This window comes from Arthrobacter sp. NicSoilB8, assembly GCF_019977355.1.
In the GTDB taxonomy this organism is placed as follows: Bacteria; Actinomycetota; Actinomycetes; order Actinomycetales; family Micrococcaceae; genus Arthrobacter.
On record NZ_AP024655.1, the window covers coordinates 4,774,974 to 4,792,016 of the forward strand.

Genomic DNA, 17,043 nt, shown 5'->3' on the forward strand with positions numbered 1-17,043 from the left:
GAGCTAGCTGTTGGAGCTGGTGGAGATCCGGTGGAGCCATTCGAGGAAGAGCTTGAGTTCCGAACTGGAGAGCTGGTCCGAGTGGGACGCCTGGAGTGCCGCGTTCAATGCGATAGCCGCCACGACCACCGAGGATTTTCCGTCGTCTGCAGATCCGTTGTTCCGGGCCTGTTCCGTGGATACCGCAAAGATCATGGCGTCGCGGGTCATGGCGGACAGCTCGAGGTTTCGCTCGGGCGCCTTTTCCGCGATCAACATGAGGGTCACGCCCACGTTGGCCGCCAGGATGGACCTGGCCGCCTCCCTGGGCGGGACGTTGAGCTGGCCGGAGACAGCCGCCTTGTTGAGCATCTCCTCCATGAGGGCCTCGGCATCGGCGACGATCGCCGGCCGGCTCTCAGGGCGGATATTGCCAAACATGACGAGGTACAGTTCCGGCTGTTTGAGCCCGAACTGCACGTGGTTGTCCCACATCCTCCGGATGTCCTCCAGCGGCTGGCCAGAGGGCGCAAAGTCGCGTTCTCCCGCGACATATTCGTCGAATCCTGCTGCGACGACGGCGTCGAACAGCCCTTCCTTGTCCCCGAAGTGGTGGTACAGGGTCGGTGCCGTAACACCGGCCAGCTGAGTGATCTGGCGGGTCGATACCGGGGAGCCGCCGGAATTGGCCAGTAGCTCGGCGGCGGCGCGAAGCAGCCGGGCCTTGGGTGGTAGCTGGCCATCGATACTCATAACCGCTACCCTAGCACCTATAGCAACGCTATATGAACTACATCACATACAATTTTCGCAGGTGCCGTGATCCGCCGCTGACGTAGCAGTCAGCCGCAGGCGGAAACGAGCAGCAGGATCAGCTGTGGCACCTGGTTTACCGGCTTAGTGGCCACTGGCCTACGACAGAGAATGAGGACCTTCAGTGCAGAACTTCCCAGGAGTAGGCGTTAGCCCCGGCCGCATCATCGGCACCATCCGGCAGATGCCCAAACCAATCAGCGAACCGCCCGCCGGAGAGCAGCTGCCCGCCGGCGTTACGGCGGAAGAGGCGACGGCGGCGCTGAAGTCCGCGGCGAAGGCTGTCCACGACGAGCTCAAGGCCCGCGCCGACACCGTCAGCGGCGACGGCAAGGCCGTCCTGGAGGCCACCGCCCTCATGGCCACGGACACCATGTTGCTGAAGTCCGCCACCAAGCTGATCGGCCGCGGCACCTCGGGGCAGCGGGCCATCTGGGAAGCCGGCGCCTCCGTCTCGGAAATGCTGCACAACCTGGGCGGCTACATGGCCGAGCGCGCCACCGATGTCCTCGACGTCCGGGCCCGGATCGTGGCGGAACTGCGCGGCGTTCCTGCGCCGGGAATTCCCGTCTCCGCAACGCCGTTCATCCTCATCGCCGAGGACCTGGCCCCGGCCGACACCGCCACCCTGGATCCGGAAAAGGTCCTGGCCCTGGTCACCGCGGGCGGCGGTCCGCAGTCCCACACCGCCATCATTGCCCGCTCGCTGGGCCTGCCCGCGGTGGTGGCCGCCGTCGGGGTCGACGAGCTCGCCGACGGCACCGAGGTGTACGTGGACGGCGCGGCGGGACTGATCACCGCGGGCCCGGACGAGTCGCAGCGGGCGGCCGCGGCCCACTGGGCCGCCACAGCATCGCTGCTGTCCGCCTTTGACGGAACGGGCACGACGGCGGACGGCCACCTCGTTCCGCTCCTCGCCAACGTCGGCGGGGCCAAGGACGCCGTGACCGCGGCCGGCCTGAACGCCCAGGGCGTCGGACTGTTCCGCACCGAGTTCTGCTTCCTGGAGCGGGACACGGAACCGACGGTGGAGGAACAGGCCGCCGCCTACAAGGGTGTCTTCGATGCCTTCCCCGGCAAGAAAGTGGTGCTCCGCACGCTCGATGCCGGCGCGGACAAGCCGCTGCCCTTCCTGACCGACGCCACCGAGCCCAACCCGGCCCTGGGCGTCCGCGGCTACCGGACGGACTTCACCACGCCGGGCGTCCTGGAGCGCCAGCTGCAGGCGATCGCCCTGGCCGAGAAGTCGTCCGAGGCCGACGTCTGGGTGATGGCTCCGATGATTTCAACCGCGGAGGAGGCGGCCCGTTTCGCCTCGTTGTGCGACGCGGCCGGGATCAAGACCCCCGGCGTCATGGTGGAGGTCCCGTCGGCCGCCCTGACGGCGGAGGCCATCCTCCGCGAGGTGGGCTTCGCCAGCCTGGGCACCAACGACCTCACCCAGTACGCCATGGCCGCCGACCGCCAGCTCGGACCGCTCGCCGCCCTGAACACACCGTGGCAGCCGGCCGTGCTGCGGCTCGTGAGGCTGACGGTGGAGGGCTCGGCTGCCGAGGGCCACAACAAGCCCGTCGGCGTGTGCGGCGAGGCCGCGGCGGACCCGGCCCTCGCCGTCGTCCTCACGGGCCTGGGCGTCACCACGCTGTCCATGACGGCGCGCTCCATCGCGGCCGTCGCCGCCGTGCTGAAGACCGTCACGCTGGCCGAGGCGCAGGAACTGGCCAAGCTGGCGCTGTCCGCGCCGAGCGCCACGGAGGCCCGGGCCTGGGTCAGGGCCAAGCTCCCGGTCCTGGAGGACCTTGGACTGTAACCGTCTGCTGCAGCCGGGGTCCGCCGGCCGGCCCGCCGACGGACCCCGGCTGCAATGCTGCCGCTAGGATGCACTCATGGCACTGATAGCTCCCCGGGTGACGGCCGGCCTCCCGGCCCAGGACGCGCAGAATCTCAAGTATGCCCTCGACGGCAGCCACGACATCACGGTGTTCGTGGACGGCACCGTCCACCGCCTGCCGCCCGCGGCGCGGGACGCCGTCGTCGACCTGCTGGGCCGCTTCAGCCGCGGCGAGGCAGTCACGGTCAGCAGCGTCGAGGAGATGCTGACAACGTCCCGCGCCGCGGAGCTGGCAGGGATCTCGCACACGTACCTGCGGAACATGACCGACCGCGGCGAGATTCCGGTGGAATACCGGGGAACACACCGACGGATCCGGCTGGCCGACATCATGGCGTGGCTCGAAACGCAGAAGAAGCCAACCGCGGAAGCGTAGTACGGGTAGTACGGGTACGGAGGCGCCGGCCGGCCGGGATGACGACGGCTCAAATGCGTCACGAAAAACTGCTTCATGACGCAGTGATAAGGATCAAGCAACGATCGCGTCCCTGCGCGGAAACGCGGATACGCCGCGGGTTAAACTTCAATGGTGGGTAAATTCAGAGGATGGCACATCGTGGCAGGCATCGCCGCCATGATGCTCGCCGCCATCTTCGGAACCGCCATGGGCCTGAACAACACCGCCACCTACATGGCCAGCGGCGTCGCCTTCGTTGCGGTGTCGCTCTGGGTGGACAGCCGGATTTCCCGCCGTCGGAGCGCCGGCCGCCAGCCCGCCCCTGACGCCGGCCGGTCCGGCCAGGACGCCGGTCCGGCCCTCGACCCCGACGCCGCCAAGTTCGAAGGCTAAGCCGAAGGCAAGGTCGGGGCCAACGTCCGGCGCTAAATCCGGGGTCGGCCCGCCCAGCGCCGGGCCTTGAGGGCCGCATGCAGTTCCAGCCGCGGCATTCCCTTGAGCGGATCCACGCCCAGCACCTGGCGGATCCGGCCGAGCCGGTTGTAGATGCTGCTCCGGTGGAGGTGCAGCTTGGTCGCGACTTCCTGGACCGAGCCGTCGTTGTCGTAAAACAGCTCCAGCACGGGCAGGAGCTCGTGGTTGCGGTCATGGTCCTCGAGGAGGCGGAAATACACCGACCCCGCGTCCGCCCAGGCCCCGGCCCCGCCGCCCGCCGACGCCAGGAGCTGGTAGACGCCGGTGGCCCGGCAGTCGACGAGCTCGCCCAGCTGCGGATCCACTGCCGCCGCCTGGGCCGCCTGGCGTGACTGCCGGTAGGCCTCGGCGAGTTCCCGCGGCTTCGCGAACCCCTCGCTCGTGCCCAGAATGATCCGGCGGACCGCGCGCCCGGAGCGTTTGGCCAGTTCGAGCTGGTAGTGGACCAGCACCTGGGCGTGGTCCGCCCGCCCGGTGGACTCCTTGAAGAGCACCACGGCATGGGTTTCCGTGCCGGCACTGAACAGTGCGGCGTCCACGCCGATGGTGGCCTGCAGTGCCGCGGAGCGGTGGATGAGCGTGTCGGCGATCGGATCCGATCCGCCGGCCCAGCCGTCCGCGTCCAGGACGGTCACCAGCTGCCAGGGTCCCTTGCCCTGGACCTCCTTCCAGCCGGCCACAGCCGCCACCGCATTGGCCTCACCGGCGCAGGCGGCCAGGAACTCCTGTTCGCGGCGGCGGCGGAATTCGGACTCGGCGGTGTTGGAATCCAGCAAGAGGGAGGACAGCTGTTCCAGTTCCCGGGCCACGTCCGGCAGCTGGGCGAGGACGGATGCGCCACTGGGTTCCTCGGCGTCGAGCTGGACCCACAGGTACCCCACCCGGAAGCCCCGCACCAGCAGCGGCACGCACACGCGGCCCAGCATGCCGAGGTCCGCGTTGGCCGGCACGACCACCGGCCGGACCGCCGTCGCAATGCCGTGGGAGAGCTGCCACGCAATGACGTCCAGCGGGACGCGCTTGCTGAGCAGGAAGTTCACCCGGACGCGGTCCGCCTGCGACTGGTTGGAGCTGTAGGCAAGGAGCAAACCGTCGAGGTCCTCGAGGGAGAGGCCGCGGCCCAGCCGCTGCGCCACCTGCTCCACGAGCTGCTCCACGTCCTGCTGCTGCATCCTGCCAGACTACTGCCCCGGCGCACCGCGCTGCGAATATGCCCGGACGGACACGAGCCGACACCTGACGCCTGCGCCTTCGACAAATGTCTATCCGCGGATTTGAAAAACCCCGGAATGACGCGGATTGCGTCCCGAGGCCAGCACCGGCTCCTGTCGCCTGCCTCACAGCGGGATCTATTCTGGAAGTACGAAATCCCCCGCCCATCCAGGCCCATGAGGCCCTCACTATTGGAGCCAACAAATGATCATCGGTGTCCCCAAAGAGATCAAGAACAACGAATTCCGCGTCGCCATCACCGCTGCTGGCGTGCACGAATTCCGCACCCACGGCCACGTGGTCCTCGTAGAGCGCGGGGCGGGCCTGGGCTCCGGCATCACGGACGAGGAATACGCGATCGCCGGCGCCGAGATCGTCGCCGAAGCCGACGACGTCTGGGGCCGCGCGGACATGGTCATGAAGGTCAAGGAACCGGTCAAGGCCGAATACCACCGCTTCCGCAAGGGCCTGATCCTCTTCACGTACCTGCACCTGGCCGCCGAGCCGGAACTGACCCAGGAACTGATCAACACCGGCGTCACCGCCATCGCGTACGAGACCGTCCAGGAGGGCCGGTCCCTGCCCCTGCTGGCCCCGATGTCCGAGGTTGCCGGCCGCCTGTCGGTGCAGGTGGGAGCGACGTCCCTGATGGCCCCGGCCGGCGGCAAGGGCGTGCTGCTGGGCGGCGTTCCGGGCGTGCGTCCGGCCAAGGTGGTTGTCCTCGGCGCCGGCGTTGCCGGCACCAACGCCGCCGCCATGGCCCTGGGCCTGGGCGCGGATGTCACCATCCTGGACATCAACATCAACCGCCTCCGCGAACTCGATGCCCAGTACCAGGGCCGCCTGAAGACCGTGGCCTCGAACAAGTACGAGATCGAGAAGTCCGTGGTCGACGCCGACCTCGTGATCGGCTCGGTGCTGATCCCCGGCGCCAAGGCCCCGAAGCTCGTCACCAACGAGCTCGTGTCCCGGATGAAGCCCGGCTCCGTGCTGGTGGACATCGCCGTGGACCAGGGCGGCTGCTTCGAGGACACCCACCCCACCACGCACCAGGAACCGACGTACAAGGTCCACAACACGATCTTCTACTGCGTTGCCAACATGCCCGGCGCTGTGCCGAACACCTCCACGTACGCGCTGACCAACGTCACTCTGCGCTACGCCGTGTCCCTGGCGAACCTGGGCGTCAAGGCTGCCTTCGAGCGTGACGCGGCCCTGGCCGCCGGCCTGAACATCGCCGCCGGCAAGGTTGCCCACCACTCCGTGTCCGAGGCGCACAATCTGCCCCTCGTCGCCGACTGGCACCAGCTGGTTTCCGCGTAAGTTCCACCGCAACCGGCCGCTCCGGCGCCGCCCTCTTGAGTCTTCAAGACGGTGGTGCGGGGCGGCCGGTTGTTGCTTAAGCCCGTTTGGTGGTTAAGCCCGGGCCGGCCCCCGCTAAGCCGTGGACCTTCGCCAGTGACCGGGCCTGCTCGATGAGCTGCAGCACCCCGACCGGGCCCGCGGGGTCGACGGGGACGGGCAGCGCCGAGGCAGCACCGCCGTCGGCGATCTTTGCCGCCAGGATCCGGTAGAACTCCGGGTAGGCGCCGCGCTCGGTGGGCAGCCGGTCCAGGTGCCCGTCGCGTCCCAGCACCCCGGCCCAGTCCGGATCCTCGACTCCGTAGCCGGCGTCCCGCGGGCTCCCGCCGGCCACAATGTAAGGCTCCTGCGGGTCCACGCCATGCTTGGTGAAGCCGCCCCCGCTGCCCAGGATGCGGTAGCGCGGTCCCTGCTGGGCGCAGAGCATGTTCATCCAGAGGTGGCTGGTCACCCCGGAGCTGTGCCGCAGGACCACAAAGACGTCGTCGTCGACCTGCTGTCCGGGCCGCCGGGTCTCCAGCTCCGCGTGTGTCACCGTCGCCGGCCCGAACAGCTGCACGGCCTGGTCCAGGAGATGGGTGCCGAGGTCAAAGAGCACCCCGCCGCCGTCGTCGTCCGCCGTCGCGGCCGCCTTCCATGCCTTGGGGACGTCGGGGGACCACCGCTCAAAGCGGGACTCAAACCGCGTCACCGCGCCGAGGGCGCCGCTGTCCAGCAGCCCGCGCACCGTAAGGAAGTCGCCGTCCCAGCGCCGGTTCTGGAACACCGTGAGCACCCGGCCCAGCCGGGCGGCGAGGTCAATGAGTTCGTGCCCCTCGGCGCTGCGCACGGTGAACGGCTTGTCGACGACGACGTCGAGGCCGGCTTCCAGCGCGGCTTTCGCGAGCGGGTAGTGGGTGGCCGGCGGAGTGCCAAGCACCAGCACGTCCAGCTCACCGGCGAGCTTCAGGAGGTCGGCCGGAGTGTCGACGATCCTGGCAGCGGGGTAGCTGGACGCGGCGGCAGACTTCCTGCCGGCGTCGGACGTGGAGATGGCGTCCAGTGAATAGGCCGGGTTTGCGGCGATGAAGGGGGCGTGGAAGACGCTGCCCGAGAGGCCGAAGCCGGCGACGGCGGTGCGGATGGGCCGGGCTGAATCGTTGGTCATGGTGCCTAGGCTACCTCCGTACCTGCACCTTGGACCCGGCGGAACGGCAGGCGGTCAGGCCGCTGGCCAGGCAGTCAGGCAAAGGCGGGCGTCGGGCAAGGCGGCCGTCGGCTAGGCCCCGGCCACAACCCTGGTGACGAGTTCCCGCCAGGTTTCCACGAGCCGCTCCGGCGCGATCCCGTGCACGCCGACAGCATGCAGCAACAATTCCGGCTCCAGCGCGGCCCCCAGGGCCGACGCCATGAGCCACGGGTCTGCCGTCACCCCGGCTTCGCGCAGCAGCATCTCCAGGTGCCGGTGCCAGAGGACGGCCGGCGGGACATCGAACCTGTTGTGGACGGACGCGTCGGCGGCCCTGGCCAGCTCCCCGAATTCCAGGATCCAGGAAATCCGCGCGGCACCCACGGCAATCAGGCGCTCCAGGGGCGGCGCACCGGGACCCACCGGGGGCGGACCGAACATGAATCTCCCCTGGAACTCGGCCTCGGCATCGCTCAGGAGCGCCATCATCAATCCGGCACGGTTGCCGAACCGCCGGAAGACCGTCCCCTTCCCGACGCCGGCGCGCTGCGCCAGCCGGTCCATCGTGAGCGCATCGGCGCCGGATTCCTCGACGATTTCCCGGGCGGCGCAAAGCAGCAGTTCCCTGTTGCGTGCCGCGTCACGGCGCTCGGACTCTGCGCCGGACCCGCCGGCGCGACCGCCCCCGGACTGGGCACCGGACTGGGCACCGGGACGGATAGGGATGAGGCTCACATCGCTGATTGTAGCGCCTCGGAATATAACCGGACCGCAGTCCGTTTAGCATGGGTGAAGGCCCAAAGCCTCCACAACCAGCCAGCCGTCGGAATCGTCCCGCGGCGTGATGCACAGGAGTACCCATGTCCAAGAAGACCGTCCTCGCCCTCGTCGGCAGCCTGCGTGCCGGCTCCACCAACCTCCAGCTGGCCGAGGCCATCCAACTCAACGCCCCGGAGCAGGTTGACGTGGTCATCCACGAGAGCCTCGGCAACATCCCGTTCTACAACGAGGACCTCGACGTCGAAGGCCAGGTGCCCGAAGCCGCAGCCGCCCTTCGTGCCGCAGCCAACGACGCCGACACCATCCTGCTCGTCACGCCGGAACACAACGGCACTGTCCCGGCATCCCTGAAGAACGCCATCGACTGGCTGTCCCGTCCGTTCGGCGCCGGCGCCCTCGCCGGCAAGCCGACCGCCGTCGTGGGCACTGCCTTTGGCCAGTTCGGCGGCGTCTGGGCCCAGGACGAGGCCCGTAAGGCCGTCGGCATCGCCGGCGCCCAGGTTCTCGAAGACGTCAAGCTGGCAGTCCCCGGCTCCATGGTCCGCTTCGCCGAGGTCCACCCCAAGGACGACGCCGAAGTTGTCGAGCAGATCAAGGGTGTATTTGACGCGCTGGCCGCAGCCCGCACCGCGGAAGCAGCCTAGCCCTACCGAACCCGCCATTCCGGAGGCCCCCGCCAGCAACGCGTCTGCCGGGGGCTTCCGGCTTCCGGGATAGCGAGGGGCATTGGCCGGCCTCCCGGAGGCCGCATTTCAGAAACAATCGTTTCCCCTGGGACAACATGGGTAGTATCCTTGGGACTGTGACCCACGAAACACTTGATGCCGCCGCAGCAGTCCTTCCGGCCGAGGCCATTGACGCAATCGAACGTGCGGCTACGTCCGCCCACCGCCACGAGATTCTCTTCTCGGAGCGCGCAGCAAATATCAAACAGTCCGCAGTCCGGGACGTCTTCGACATCTCAATGCGCCCCGGCCTCGTCTCCCTTGCCGGCGGAAGCCCTTACCTGCAGTCCCTGCCGCTGGAACGCCTCGGACAGACCGCCGCGAAAATCATCGCCGAGCAGGGCATGACCGCCCTGCAGTACGGCGGCGGCCAGGGCACCGAGGAACTCCGCACCCAGATCTGCGAGGTCATGGCGGCGGAAGGGATCCTCGACGCCGACCCCGCGAACATCGTGATCACCGCCGGTTCCCAGTCCGCGCAGGATGTGGCCACCAAGGTCTTCTGCAACCCGGGGGACGTGGTTCTCGCGGAGGACCCCACCTATGTGGGTGCCCTCAACACGTTCGAGGCCTACCAGGTGCAGGTCGAAACCGTGGCGATGGACGGGGACGGCATCATTCCGGCCCTGCTGGAGGCGAAGATCGCCGCGCTCCAGACCGCCGGCAAGAACATCAAGTTCCTCTACACCATCCCCAGCTTCAACAACCCGTCCGGCATCACCCTCTCGGCGGAGCGCCGGCAGGCCATCGTCGACATATGCCGCCGATCGAATATTTTGGTGCTGGAGGACAACCCGTACGGCCTGCTCCGCTTTGACGGCAAGCCGCTGACCCCGCTTCGGGCGGCGAACCCGGACGACGTGATCTACATGGGCTCCTTTTCGAAGATCTTCGCGCCCGGCCTGCGGATCGGCTGGGCACTCGTCCCGGCCCACCTGCAACGCCGGTACTACCTGGCATCGGAGGCTGTCACCCTGTGCCCGCCGACGTTGAACCAGATGCTGGTGTCCGCCTACCTGCGCGACTACGACTGGCGTGGCCAGATCGAGACCTACCGCGGGCTGTACCAGGAGCGCTGCGAGGCAATGCTTGCCGCCCTGGCCGACTACATGCCGGAGGGACTGAGCTGGACGCGCCCGGACGGCGGCTTCTTCGTGTGGGTCACGCTGCCCGAGGGCGTGGACACCTACCCGTTGCTGAAGAAGGCGATCGACGCCGGCGTCGTCTTCATTCCGGGAGCAGCATTTACACCTTCGGACGACCCCTCGAACAAGATCCGGCTGGCGTTCAGCGCCGTGCCGCCCGACGCGATCCGCGAGGGTGTGCGGCGGCTCGCGCCGGTCCTGCGCGAAGCAGTCGAGGCGTTGTAGCCTGAGTCACCGGCGCGGTTTCGCTGGCAGGGTTCGTCTGACAGGGTTCGTCTGACAGGGTTTGCTTAACAGGGTTCGTACGCAAGGTTCGCTTGGCCAGGTTCATTGAATAGAGGAGTGGTCCATGACCGGAATTATCGTTGTCGGCGTCGACGGCAGTGAGACTGCCCTGCGGGCGGCGCACACCGCCCGCGACCTCGCAGCCTCGGTGGGGGCCACCCTTCATGTGGTCAGCGCCTTTGACAGCGACAGGACCGAAGTCTTCGCCAGTGGCGCTGACGAGTGGATCGTGTCCGACGCCGGGAACGCGGAGGAGGTTGCGCGGACGGTCGCTGACGGCCTGCGCCGCCCCGACACCAAGGTCACCTACGCCGCTGCCCGCGGCAAGCCCGCCGAAGCCCTGATCCGGGAGGCCGAACGGACCGGCGCCCGGATGATAGTGGTCGGCAACCGGCGCATGCGGGGGATCGGCCGCGTGCTGGGGAGCGTTGCGAACAGCGTGGCCCACAACGCCCCCTGCGACGTCTACATCGCCAAGACCGACGCCGGCTAAGCCCCTACAGCTGGCCCCGCACACCGGCCGGCTCTGCGTCTGGCTCTGCGGACTTGAGCATCCGCCGCAGGATCTTTCCTGAGGCGGACTTCGGCACGGCCTCAATGAACTCCACGCGGCGGATCTTCTTGAACGGCGCCACCTTGGCGGCCACGAACGCCATGACGGCGTCCTCGTCCAAGTCGACGCCGTCGGGGCCGGGCTGGCGTACCACGAACGCCATGGGCACTTCCTGGCCGTCGGCGTCGAGGGAGCCGATCACGGCGACGTCGGCAATGCCGGGATGCGTCAGGAGCAGCGCCTCGAGTTCCGCCGGAGCGATCTGATATCCCTTGTACTTGATCAGCTCCTTGAGCCGGTCCACGATCGTCACCACCCCGTCCGCCCGGACCGTGGCGATGTCCCCGGTGTGCAGGAAGCCGTCCGCGTCCAGGGTGTCCGCCGTTTCCTCCGGCCGGTTGAGATAGCCGAGCATCACATTCGGCCCGCGACACAGCAGGTGCCCCGGCGCACTGGTCCCTGCCGCGGGAACCGGGATGTCCTCCCCCGTGGCGGGATCCACGAGGCGGCACTGCATGTTGGGCACCGTATATCCCACGGAGCTGACGGGGGCCTCACTCCCCTTGAGCCCGTCCCGCGGAATGAGGTGCGACACGGGGCTCATCTCGGTCATGCCGTAGCCCTGGAGGACCCGGCAGCCGAGGCGTGCGGCCAGGCGCTTGCCGAGCTCCCCGTCAAGCGGCGCCGCGCCGGAGAGAGTGGTGTGCACCGAACTGAGGTCGTAGTCGGCCACCAGCGGATGCTTGGACAGCGCCACGGCCACCGGCGGGGCGATGAACAGGTAGCTGCAGCGGTGATCCTGGATAATCCGCAAAAACTCGGGCAGATCAAACTTGGGCATCGTTACGAGCCGGGCCCGCTGGCGCAGTGCCAGGTTCAGCAGCACTGTCAACCCGTAGATGTGGAAGAACGGGAGCAGCGCCAGGAGCCGGTCCTCGGGTCCGACGTCGAGCAGCCCCCGGGACTGTTCCACGTTGGCGATCAGATTCCGGTGGCTGAGCATGACGCCCTTGGGCCTGCCCGTGGTTCCGGACGAGTAGGGCAGCACGGCCACGTGCGTGGCGGGATCAAACGAGACGCGGGGGGCCGGCCCGCCGGCGGCGAGCAAGTCGCCCAGCGAGGGGTGGCCGTCGGCGCCGTCGAGCACCACGAGCCGTGCGGCAGGGATACCGGTCCGCTCGGCGGCCTCCCGGGCGGCCGGCAGCAGCGCCGAGACGGTGAAGAGCCAGCCCGCGCCTGCGTCGGTGAGCTGGTTGGCGATCTCGTCCGCCGTGTACAGCGAGTTGATGGTGGTGACCGTGGCGCCGGCCCGCAGCAGCCCGTGGAAGACGGTGGCAAAGGCGGGGACATTGGGGCACAGGATGGCTGCCACGCCGTGCACGCCGAGGCCTTGGGCGGCCACGGCGCCGGCGAGGGCGTCGATCTGGCTGCGCAGCGAACGATAGGTGGTCTCGGCTCCGCTGACGCCGTCGACAATCGCGACCCGGTCCAGGTCCTCCTCTCCCAGGCCGCCGAAGAGGTAGTCGTAAACACCGAGATTGGGAACATCGACGTCGGGGTACGGGCTTGAAAACACGCAACATCTCCTTTGATCCGCGTCCGCCCGGCCGGCGGCGGCTGGTGCCACTCTAGTGCTGCGGCGCACCTGCAGGACAGGACGGCACGGAGTTGATACGGCACGGGCCTGATGAGGCATGGACTTGATGAGGATCACCCCGTTCCGTGGGCAGCCTCACCCGTCAGGCGGCAGCCCGGCATGACCTGGCTCAGTAAAATGGGAAGTGCCCTGCGATGGTGCGGACATCCAAGAACCCACCTACCAGAGGAACCCCATGATCACCCTTCAGCGCCGCCAACTGGTTGGCCACGACATCCTGCTGGCCCGTCACGGCAACCACATCAGCACCATGCGCGTGGACCGCGGTGCCGGCCGCGTCATCGCCTTCCTGGATGACGGATCAACCGACAGCGCCCCCAACCTCATCATGCCCGGACTGCGCATGCCGGACACCGTACGCAGCGTGCTCCGCGAGGACTGGAAGTTCCTCACCGCAGCCAGCGCGTGCAGCGTGGGACTCGCGGGCCTGATGTTCGCTGCCTCGGCCGCCCTGGCCGGCATGAGCGGCGATCCCGCCCTGGTCCAGCTATTGACCGCGTACTCGGGAAACTAGGCCGACGGGCCTGGTGGCCTGATATTGACGGCATCCCGCATTGCCTGAACCCCGCATTGAGTGAACTCCGAAATGACTGAACCCCGCCTCTGAGCTTTCAGCGGCGGGGTTCAGGCGTTTCAGGGCTGGATTCGGGCTAGTTTTGCGGCTAGTCCAGCAGCAGGGCCGGCTCCTCCAGGATGGCGGCGACGTCGGCCATGAACCGGGCCGACAGGTCCCCGTCCACCACACGGTGGTCGAACGAGCCGCCAAGGGTGGTGATCCAGCGCGGAATGACTTCGCCGTCCAGGACCCAAGGCTTTTGCTTGATGGTGCCGAATGCCACGATCGCGACCTCGCCCGGGTTGATGATGGGCGTGCCGGTATCGATCCCGAGGGCGCCGATGTTGGTCACTGTGAGCGTGCCGCCCTGCATCTGGGCCGGCTGGGTCTTGCCGGCCCGCGCCGTGGTGGCCAGCTCGTTCAGGGCCAGGGCCAACTGCTTGAGCGAGAGATCCTGGGCGTTCTTGATGTTCGGCACCATCAGTCCGCGGGGCGTGGCGGCCGCGATGCCCAGGTTCATGAAGTGCTTGACGTGGATCTCCGCGGAATCGCTGCCGTCCGGGTTGTCCACCCACGTGGCGTTGACGCTCGGGTTGCGCGCCGCGGCCCAGATGACGGCCTTGGCCAGGATCAGCAGCGGCGAGACCTTGATGCCTTCGAAGTCGCGGGAGGCCTTGAGGCGCTTGACGAATTCCATGGTGCGGCTGGCGTCGACGTCGACAAAGATGCTGACGTGCGGCGCCGCGAAGGCCGACTCGACCATGGCCTTCGCCGTTGCCTTGCGGACCCCCTTGACCGGGATCCGCTCGATCCGCTGGTCCTGCGGGCGGCCGGACTTGCCCCAGAACGAGTCCGCCTTGTCCACCTCGGCGTCGCGCTGGGCCTGGTAGCTCACCAGGTCCTCACGCGTCACCTCACCGCGGGCACCGGTGGGCACGACGTCGGCCAGGTTGATGCCGAGGTCCCGGGCAATCTTGCGGACCGGGGGCTTGGCCAGTACCTTACCGACCAGGCCGCTGATGGCACCGCCCAGCGTGGGGCGCAAGTCGCCGGCGGGGCCTGCGGCCTCGTCGGCCGGGCGGCTGACCGCGTCCGGGTTGATCCAGATGTCGTGGGCCTCCACACCCACCCGGTCGGCCACCGGGGCGGCAGCGCCGGTGCCTGCCGCGGCAGCCGGGGCTTCGTGAGCGGCAGCCGCAGGGGCCGAGGAGGCGGAAATCCGCCGGCGGCGCTTGACGGCATCGGCCTTGGGGCCGGAACCCACCAGCGGCCCGCCGGCCGGGCGGCCCGCCTGTTCGCCGGCGTCGGACGCGTCGGCGTGCAGCGTGCCGTACATGGGCGCCGCGACAGCGGGCGCCGTGGCAGGTGTTTGCGCTGCAGGCGGCTGGGCGGGCGCGTCATTGACGCTGATGATCGGGGTGCCCACCTCCACCGTGACCCCCTCGGGAACCAGCAGTTCGGTGACTGTTCCCGCGAAAGGCGACGGCAGTTCCACGAGGGACTTGGCGGTCTCGATCTCGCACAGGACGTCGTTGATGGCCACGGTATCGCCGGCTTTGACCTTCCAGGCGACGATTTCGGCCTCCGTCAGCCCTTCGCCGACGTCCGGGAGGTTGAACTTGTTAAGCGTCATGGGTCCTCGTTAGTACGCGAGGGCGCGGTCCAGCGCCTCAAGGATGCGGTCGATGTCCGGCAGGTAGTCTTCTTCGACCTTGGCCACGGGATAGGGCATGTGGAATCCGCCGACGCGGATGACGGGGGCCTCGAGCGAGTGGAACGCCCGCTCGCTGATCCGGGCCGCGATTTCGCCGCCGATGCCGCCAAAAGTAGGGGCCTCGTGGGCCACGATCAGACGACCGGTCTTCTGGACCGAGGCCGTGACGGTGTCGAAGTCGATCGGCGAGATGGACCGGAGGTCGATCACTTCGACGCTGTGGCCGTCTTCGGCGGCGGCTTCGGCCGCGGCGAGGGCCACGGGCACCAGGGGCCCGTAGACGACGACCGTGGCATCCGTTCCCTCACGGAGGACATGCGCCTTGAAGGGGTCGGCGGACGCGCCCGGGGTCTGGGTGTCGACCTCGCCCTTGAGCCAGTAGCGGCGCTTAGGCTCGAAAACGATCACGGGATCCTGGCAGTCGACGGCCTGCTGGATCATCCAGTAGGCATCGTGCGGGTTGGACGGCGTGATGATGCGCAGGCCGGCCGTGTGGGCGAAGAGTGCCTCCGGGGATTCGGAGTGGTGCTCGATCGAACCAATGCCGCCGCCGTACGGGATCCGGATGACGACGGGCACAGTCAGGTTGCCGTTGCTGCGCGAGTGCATCTTGGCCAGCTGCGTGGTGATCTGGTTGAACCCCGGGAACACGAAGCCGTCGAACTGGATTTCACACACGGGCTGGTAGCCGCGCAGGGAAAGGCCGATCGCGGTGCCGATAATGCCTGATTCGGCCAGCGGGGTGTCCACGACGCGGTCGGCGCCGAAATCGGCGATCAGCCCGTCGGTAACCCGGTAGACGCCGCCGAGGGCCCCGATGTCCTCGCCCATCAGCAGCGCGCGGGGGTTGTTGGTCAGCGTGGCCCGCAGGCCCTCGTTGATCGCTTTCGCAATGGTCATGGTGGTCATCAGTTGGCCGCCTCCGTGATTTCCGGTTCTGCCGCAGCGGATCGTGCCTCAGTGGCTGGTGCCGGGGCGGGAGTCTCCTCATCGGCAAACCCTGCGCTGTATTCCTCGAACCAGGCCAGCTCTTCAGCCACCAGCGGGTGGGCCTCCACATAGGTGTTGGCAAACGCGGTCCGGATGTCAGGGGTTTCGAGGTCGTGGGTGGTCTTGCGGACGTAGGCGGCGAGTTCGTCGCCGTCGGCCCTGACCTGCTCGAAGAAGGCGTCGTCCGCGAGGCCCTCGGCCCGGAGGTACTTCTCCAGCCGGTCCAGCGGGTCCTTGGCCCGCCACAGGCTTTCCTCGTCGGAACCACGGTACTTAGTGGGGTCATCGGCAGTGGTGTGCGCCCCCACCCGGTAGGTGAACGCCTCGATCAGGACGGGGCCGTTGCCCTCGCGGGCCTGCTCCAGCGCCCATTCCGTGACAGCGTGGACGGCGATCACGTCATTGCCGTCCACCCGGATGCCGGGGAAGCCGTAGCCCTTGGCGCGGTTGGCGAGCGGAATGCGGGTCTGCACGGAGCTCGGCACGGAGATTGCCCAGTGGTTGTTCTGGCAGAAGAAGACGACGGGCGCCTGGTAGGACGAGGCGAACACCATGGATTCATGGACGTCGCCTTCGGAGCTGGCGCCGTCGCCAAAATACACCATGACGGCGGCTTTGGGCTCCTCCGGCTGTCCCGGTTCGCCGCCGTCGACGGCATTGGCGGCCGCCAGCTTCTGGTCCCGCTGGATGCCCATGGCATAACCGACGGCGTGCGGGGTCTGGGCTGCCAGGACGAGCGTGTAGAGGTGGAAGTTCGTGTCCTTGGGGTTCCAGCCGCCGTTGGAGACGCCCCGGAACTGACGCAGCAGCTCGGCGAGGTCCACGTTGCGTGTCAGGGCCACGCCGTGCTCACGGTAGGTCGGGAAGATGTAATCTTGGGGCTGGCTGGCCCGTCCGGAGCCGATCTGGGCCGCTTCCTGCCCTGTGAGCGGAACCCACAAGGCCAGCTGCCCCTGCCGCTGCAGGGCGGTGGCTTCCACATCGAAGCGGCGGATCTTCGCCATATCGGCATAGAAACCGCGCAGGGCGTCCGGATCAAGCTTCTCGGCGTACTTTGAGAAAACCGGGTCGGAGCCCAGGCTGCCGTCGGGGCCCAGCAGCTGCACCATCGGCTCGGGCGGGGCGCCCAGTTGGGCCTCGGCTTCCGCCTCGAGCTGGTCATCCATGTCGGTTCCGTCGAACTCGGTAGAGGGCAGATGTGTGGCGCCCATACCGTCTCCTTGCTTGCCGCATCCGAATGCGCCGCAATCGCTGGGATATATGCCAGACCGGGAATACATTCCGGATTAGGCATATATTTTGGCTTACTCGTCCTTACTCTAGCCGCACGGGGCGGCCTGAA

Annotated in this window: 16 protein-coding genes; 8 read left to right on the forward strand and 8 right to left on the reverse strand. The window is 68.1% G+C overall.

What is annotated here, in order from left to right; all coding sequences use genetic code 11:
• Positions 1 to 3 precede the first annotated feature (3 nt).
• Positions 4 to 732 (reverse strand): TetR/AcrR family transcriptional regulator, encoded by a 729-nt coding sequence (locus LDO15_RS21565; protein ID WP_223982288.1) that lies wholly within the window; start codon positions 730 to 732, stop codon positions 4 to 6.
• 184 nt (positions 733 to 916) lie between these two features.
• On the opposite strand from LDO15_RS21565, the gene ptsP reads away from it, so the two are divergent.
• From ptsP to LDO15_RS21580, 3 genes are all read left to right on the forward strand, one after another.
• Positions 917 to 2,602 carry a phosphoenolpyruvate--protein phosphotransferase gene (gene ptsP, locus LDO15_RS21570; protein ID WP_223982290.1) on the forward strand — a complete coding sequence of 562 codons (1,686 nt, stop codon included), beginning with the start codon at positions 917 to 919 and terminating at the stop codon, positions 2,600 to 2,602.
• A gap of 76 nt (positions 2,603 to 2,678) precedes the next feature.
• Positions 2,679 to 3,059 (forward strand): helix-turn-helix domain-containing protein, encoded by a 381-nt coding sequence (locus tag LDO15_RS21575; RefSeq protein WP_223982291.1) that lies wholly within the window; start codon positions 2,679 to 2,681, stop codon positions 3,057 to 3,059.
• Between the two features lie 180 nt (positions 3,060 to 3,239).
• The gene (locus LDO15_RS21580) at positions 3,240 to 3,473 is read left to right on the forward strand and encodes a hypothetical protein (protein ID WP_223982293.1); all 234 of its coding nucleotides are present in this window, start codon (positions 3,240 to 3,242) and stop codon (positions 3,471 to 3,473) included.
• Between the two features lie 32 nt (positions 3,474 to 3,505).
• On the opposite strand, the gene LDO15_RS21585 is transcribed toward LDO15_RS21580, so the two are convergent.
• Positions 3,506 to 4,726, reverse strand: a complete 1,221-nt coding sequence (locus LDO15_RS21585; RefSeq protein ID WP_223982295.1) for a helix-turn-helix domain-containing protein — start codon at positions 4,724 to 4,726, stop codon at positions 3,506 to 3,508.
• 244 nt (positions 4,727 to 4,970) lie between these two features.
• Between LDO15_RS21585 and ald the strand changes: the two genes are divergently transcribed.
• Complete coding sequence (ald, locus tag LDO15_RS21590; RefSeq protein WP_223982297.1) at positions 4,971 to 6,089, forward strand: alanine dehydrogenase; 1,119 nt, start codon at positions 4,971 to 4,973, stop codon at positions 6,087 to 6,089.
• Between the two features lie 76 nt (positions 6,090 to 6,165).
• On the opposite strand, the gene LDO15_RS21595 is transcribed toward ald, so the two are convergent.
• On the reverse strand, positions 6,166 to 7,275 hold the full coding sequence (locus LDO15_RS21595; RefSeq protein WP_223982299.1) for a Gfo/Idh/MocA family oxidoreductase: 1,110 nt from the start codon (positions 7,273 to 7,275) through the stop codon (positions 6,166 to 6,168).
• 111 nt (positions 7,276 to 7,386) lie between these two features.
• Positions 7,387 to 8,031 (reverse strand): TetR/AcrR family transcriptional regulator, encoded by a 645-nt coding sequence (locus LDO15_RS21600; RefSeq protein ID WP_223982302.1) that lies wholly within the window; start codon positions 8,029 to 8,031, stop codon positions 7,387 to 7,389.
• 125 nt (positions 8,032 to 8,156) lie between these two features.
• On the opposite strand from LDO15_RS21600, the gene LDO15_RS21605 reads away from it, so the two are divergent.
• From LDO15_RS21605 to LDO15_RS21615, 3 genes are all read left to right on the forward strand, one after another.
• A complete protein-coding gene (locus LDO15_RS21605; protein WP_223982304.1) occupies positions 8,157 to 8,720 on the forward strand; it encodes an NADPH-dependent FMN reductase in 564 nt (187 codons plus the stop codon).
• A 158-nt stretch (positions 8,721 to 8,878) separates the two neighbouring features.
• Complete coding sequence (locus tag LDO15_RS21610) at positions 8,879 to 10,171, forward strand: PLP-dependent aminotransferase family protein (protein WP_223982305.1); 1,293 nt, start codon at positions 8,879 to 8,881, stop codon at positions 10,169 to 10,171.
• A 124-nt stretch (positions 10,172 to 10,295) separates the two neighbouring features.
• Positions 10,296 to 10,724, forward strand: coding sequence for a universal stress protein (locus tag LDO15_RS21615; RefSeq protein ID WP_223982307.1), 429 nt, complete (start codon positions 10,296 to 10,298; stop codon positions 10,722 to 10,724).
• Between the two features lie 4 nt (positions 10,725 to 10,728).
• On the opposite strand, the gene LDO15_RS21620 is transcribed toward LDO15_RS21615, so the two are convergent.
• A complete protein-coding gene (locus LDO15_RS21620; RefSeq protein WP_223982309.1) occupies positions 10,729 to 12,360 on the reverse strand; it encodes an AMP-binding protein in 1,632 nt (543 codons plus the stop codon).
• Positions 12,361 to 12,616: 256 nt separating this feature from the next.
• Here LDO15_RS21620 and LDO15_RS21625 point away from each other — a divergent pair, with 256 nt between their 5' ends.
• Positions 12,617 to 12,955, forward strand: a complete 339-nt coding sequence (locus LDO15_RS21625) for a hypothetical protein (protein ID WP_223982311.1) — start codon at positions 12,617 to 12,619, stop codon at positions 12,953 to 12,955.
• A 148-nt stretch (positions 12,956 to 13,103) separates the two neighbouring features.
• Here LDO15_RS21625 and LDO15_RS21630 read toward each other — a convergent pair whose 3' ends face one another.
• The 3 genes from LDO15_RS21630 to pdhA are packed head-to-tail and all read right to left on the reverse strand — an operon-like array spanning position 13,104 to position 16,912.
• The gene (locus LDO15_RS21630) at positions 13,104 to 14,630 is read right to left on the reverse strand and encodes a dihydrolipoamide acetyltransferase family protein (protein ID WP_223982313.1); all 1,527 of its coding nucleotides are present in this window, start codon (positions 14,628 to 14,630) and stop codon (positions 13,104 to 13,106) included.
• 9 nt (positions 14,631 to 14,639) lie between these two features.
• The gene (locus tag LDO15_RS21635) at positions 14,640 to 15,620 is read right to left on the reverse strand and encodes an alpha-ketoacid dehydrogenase subunit beta (protein ID WP_223982315.1); all 981 of its coding nucleotides are present in this window, start codon (positions 15,618 to 15,620) and stop codon (positions 14,640 to 14,642) included.
• The gene (gene pdhA, locus LDO15_RS21640; RefSeq protein WP_223982317.1) at positions 15,620 to 16,912 is read right to left on the reverse strand and encodes a pyruvate dehydrogenase (acetyl-transferring) E1 component subunit alpha; all 1,293 of its coding nucleotides are present in this window, start codon (positions 16,910 to 16,912) and stop codon (positions 15,620 to 15,622) included. The genes LDO15_RS21635 and pdhA overlap by 1 nt, the downstream gene beginning before the upstream one ends.
• Positions 16,913 to 17,043: the final 131 nt, after the last annotated feature.

Coding starts and splice junctions, on each gene's coding strand:
- LDO15_RS21565 (WP_223982288.1), bottom strand. CDS start 732: ATGAGTATCGATGGCCAGCTACCACCCAAGGCCCGGCTGCTTCGCGCC.
- LDO15_RS21575 (WP_223982291.1), top strand. CDS start 2,679: ATGGCACTGATAGCTCCCCGGGTGACGGCCGGCCTCCCGGCCCAGGAC.
- LDO15_RS21585 (WP_223982295.1), bottom strand. CDS start 4,726: ATGCAGCAGCAGGACGTGGAGCAGCTCGTGGAGCAGGTGGCGCAGCGG.
- ald (WP_223982297.1), top strand. CDS start 4,971: ATGATCATCGGTGTCCCCAAAGAGATCAAGAACAACGAATTCCGCGTC.
- LDO15_RS21595 (WP_223982299.1), bottom strand. CDS start 7,275: ATGACCAACGATTCAGCCCGGCCCATCCGCACCGCCGTCGCCGGCTTC.
- LDO15_RS21605 (WP_223982304.1), top strand. CDS start 8,157: ATGTCCAAGAAGACCGTCCTCGCCCTCGTCGGCAGCCTGCGTGCCGGC.
- LDO15_RS21615 (WP_223982307.1), top strand. CDS start 10,296: ATGACCGGAATTATCGTTGTCGGCGTCGACGGCAGTGAGACTGCCCTG.
- LDO15_RS21625 (WP_223982311.1), top strand. CDS start 12,617: ATGATCACCCTTCAGCGCCGCCAACTGGTTGGCCACGACATCCTGCTG.
- LDO15_RS21630 (WP_223982313.1), bottom strand. CDS start 14,630: ATGACGCTTAACAAGTTCAACCTCCCGGACGTCGGCGAAGGGCTGACG.
- LDO15_RS21635 (WP_223982315.1), bottom strand. CDS start 15,620: ATGACCACCATGACCATTGCGAAAGCGATCAACGAGGGCCTGCGGGCC.
- pdhA (WP_223982317.1), bottom strand. CDS start 16,912: ATGGGCGCCACACATCTGCCCTCTACCGAGTTCGACGGAACCGACATG.